We start from the raw sequence: 3289 nt of genomic DNA, 5'->3' as shown, positions 1-3289 counted from the left end.
CGCACGTCTCCAGCCAGCCCTGCGGCCAGGAGCCCGTAATACCCCGGCTGCCTAACAGGGTGATCCCAAAACGGGTTCCCTCTTCGTCGCCAAAGCCGACAATTTCTATGGCCTGCGCCAGATGCAGACCCTGCTGGTACAGGCTGTCCACCACTTCGATGGCGGTAAGCACCCCGAGCATGCCGTCGTAGCGCCCGGCGTTGCGCACGGTATCCAGATGCGAGCCGAGCAGCACCGCCTGCGCCCCTTTCTGCGCGCCCTCATAGCGACCGCAGATATTGCCCACGCTGTCCTGCCAGACGGTCATGCCCGCCTGGCGCATCCACTCCCCGACCAGCTGGTTGGACTGCAGATGCTGCGTGGAGAGATACACCCGTGTCAGCGCATCCGGGGTTTCGCTGATGGCGGCCAGCGCGTCGGCGCGCGCCATCACCCGTTCTGCCGCCGGGCTCATTGCGGCGTCTCGCGGCGATAGTGGTCCCACGCGGCCTGCATGGCGGCCCCCTGCGTGGTGGTAAATTTGAGGTAGTTCAGCACCGACTCCAGCGCGCTCAGGGTGGTCATCACGCAGTCCTTGCGCGCGTTATAACCCATGGTGCCAATGCGCCACACTTTGCCGTGCAGCGGGCCAAACGAGGTGCCGATTTCAATCCCGAAATCCTCCAGCATCAGCTTACGCACCTGGTCGCCGTTGATCCCCTGCGGAATGACCACGCCCAGCACGTTGTTCATCTTGTGCTTCAGGTCGCCGAAGGTCTCCAGCCCCATCGCCTGAATGCCCTTCAGCAGCGCATCGCCGTGCAGCCTGTGGCGCGCGATGCCGTTATCCAGCCCTTCCTGCAGGATCAGCCGCGCGCATTCGCGGGCGCCAAACAGCGCGGTGGTGGCTTCGGTGTGGTGGTTCAGCCGCTCCGGCCCCCAGTAGTCCATCACCATGCCGAGATCGAAGTAGTTGGAGTAGATCATCTCCTCATCGCCGTCGCGGTGGGCGTCGGTGCGAATGCCCTCTTCCACGCACTTGCGGCGGCGGATCGCCTCTTCCATCCGCGCGCTCAGCGTGATCGGCGACGTGCCCGACGGGCCGCCGAGGCATTTCTGCATCCCGGCCGAGACGGCGTCCAGCCCCCAGGCGTCGGTCTCCAGCGCGTTACCGCCGAGCGACGCGGTGGCGTCGGTATAAAACAGCACGTCGTAGCGGCGGCAGATGGCGCCCAGCTCCGCGAGCGGCTGCAACATGGTGGTGGAGGTGTCGCCCTGCACGGTCAGCAGCAGGCGCGGACGAATACGCTTAACCGCATCCTCGACCTGGTCCGGGGTAAACACCTCGCCCCACGGCACCTCGATGGTATGCACCTCCGCGCGGCAGCGGCGGGCAATTTCGCACAGCAGATGACCAAAGCGGCCAAAGACCGGCACCAGCACCTTATCTCCCGGGCGAATGGCGGAGACCAGAATGGCCTCAATTCCCGCGCGGGAGGTGCCGTCCACCAGCATCGTCCAGCGGTTTTCGGTGCGGAACACCCCGCGGTAGAGCGCCATCACCTCGTTCATGTAGTGGGTCATGGCCGGATCGTACTGGCCGATCAGCTGGCTCGACATGGCGCGCAGCACGCGCGGGTCGGCGTTGATCGGGCCCGGCCCCATCAGCAGGCGCTGGGGCGGATTGATTTGCGGAAATTGTGCGATATCCATTGTTCAGTCCTTATCAGTTGAGGCCGCGCACGGAGGAGATGAACTGCTTCAGTTCCGTGGTCTGCGGGTTGGCGAACAGCGTTTTGCTGTCGCCCTGCTCCCAGACTTTCCCCTGGTGCATAAACACCACGCGGTCGCCCACTTCGCGGGCAAAATTCATTTCATGGGTAACAAGTATCAGCGTCATCCCCTCGGCCGCCAGCTGCTCCAGCACCTTAAGCACTTCGCCCACCAGCTCCGGGTCAAGCGCGGAGGTGATCTCGTCACAGAGTAAAACTTTCGGCGACATGGCCAGCGCGCGGGCAATCGCCACGCGCTGCTGCTGGCCGCCGGAGAGGCTCGACGGGTAGTAATCCAGACGATCGCCGAGGCCAACCTTCTCCAGCATCTGCTGCGCCAGCGCCCGGCATTCGGCGGCGCTTTTCTTCAGCACCCGACGCGGGGCGAGCATCACGTTCTCCAGCGCCGTCATGTGCGGGAACAGGTTGAAGCTCTGGAACACCATCCCGACCGAGCGGCTGATTTCACGCGCCTGAGAATCCCGGTCGGTAATGGTCATGCCGCCCAGCTTGATGCTGCCGTCCTGATAGCCTTCCAGTCCGTTGATGCAGCGCAGCAGCGTGCTTTTGCCCGATCCGCTGCGCCCGATGATGGAAATCACCTGGCCCATGTCGATATCCAGATCGACGCCCTTGAGCACGTGGTTATCGCCGTAGTACTTCTGCACCTGATTAATGGTGATGAGAGGCATTGAATTTCGTCTCCAGATAGCGGCTGTAGCGCGACAGCGGATAACACAGAATAAAGTAGCCGAGCGCCACCAGCGCAAAGACCTTAAACGGCTGATAGGTCACATTGGTCAGCATGGTCCCGGCCTTGGTCAGCTCGATAAAGCCGATAATCGACGCCAGCGCGGTGCCTTTGATCACCTGCACGGCAAAGCCGACCGTCGGCGCAATGCCGATGCGCAGCGCCTGCGGGGCGACCACGCGAAACAGGGTCTGGCCAAAGGTCAGCCCCAGACAGCGCGACGCTTCCCACTGCCCTTTTGGCAGGGCGCGAATGCTGCCGTTCCAGATATCGAGCAGAAACGCGCTGGTGTAGAACGTCAGCGCCAGCGAGGCGGCGGTCCACGGCGAAACGTCGATGCCGAACAGCGCCACGCCGAAGAAGGCCAGGAACAGCTGCATCAGCAGCGGCGTGCCCTGAAACAGCTCAATATAGCCGCGGATGATGCGCTTCACCGTGCGCCCGCCCGTCAGGCGCAGCAGCAGGAGCGGCAGCGTCACCGCCGCCCCGCCGACGAGCGCCACCAGCGACAGCAGCACCGTCCAGCGCCCGGCCAGCAGCAGGTTGCGAATAATGTCCCAGTCGGTAAAGGTGGTCATCATGCCTGCACCCCCAGCCATTTGCGTCCCGCCGCCATCATCAGCTGGCGCAGGGTAATCGACAGCGCTAAGTAAATGCCGGTTGTCACCAGATAAACCTCAAAGCTTAAAAACGTTCTGGACTGGATCAGGTTGGCGGCGAAGGTCAGCTCTTCATAGGAGACCTGCGACACCACCGACGAGCCGAGCATCACGATGATGCACTGGCT

4 protein-coding genes and 1 pseudogene are annotated in these 3289 nt (G+C 63.2%); all 5 read right to left on the bottom strand.

Annotated elements, in window-relative coordinates:
• The coding region (locus DOU50_RS00705) for a M20/M25/M40 family metallo-hydrolase (RefSeq protein ID WP_148768514.1) at positions 1–454 on the bottom strand (454 nt) is incomplete at its 3' end.
• Entirely contained in the window at positions 451–1692 is a 1242-nt protein-coding gene (locus tag DOU50_RS00700) for a pyridoxal-phosphate-dependent aminotransferase family protein (protein ID WP_148768513.1), read from the bottom strand. The genes DOU50_RS00700 and DOU50_RS00705, both read right to left, overlap by 4 nt.
• Positions 1693–1705: 13 nt before the next feature.
• On the bottom strand, positions 1706–2443 hold the full coding sequence (locus DOU50_RS00695) for an amino acid ABC transporter ATP-binding protein (protein ID WP_023327069.1): 738 nt from the start codon (positions 2441–2443) through the stop codon (positions 1706–1708).
• Positions 2424–3080 carry an amino acid ABC transporter permease gene (locus DOU50_RS00690; RefSeq protein ID WP_194266106.1) on the bottom strand — a complete coding sequence of 219 codons (657 nt, stop codon included), beginning with the start codon at positions 3078–3080 and terminating at the stop codon, positions 2424–2426. Before DOU50_RS00690 ends, DOU50_RS00695 begins: the two co-directional genes overlap by 20 nt.
• Positions 3080–3289 (bottom strand): annotated as a pseudogene (locus DOU50_RS00685) (amino acid ABC transporter permease); the annotation flags it as partial. The pseudogene DOU50_RS00685 and the gene DOU50_RS00690, both read right to left, overlap by 1 nt.

Source organism: Enterobacter sp. C6, assembly GCF_008122455.1.
Classification (GTDB): Bacteria; Pseudomonadota; Gammaproteobacteria; order Enterobacterales; family Enterobacteriaceae; genus Enterobacter; species Enterobacter pseudoroggenkampii.
The sequence above is the reverse complement of the archived record's forward strand: the minus strand, read 5'-3'. Positions and strand labels throughout refer to the sequence as shown.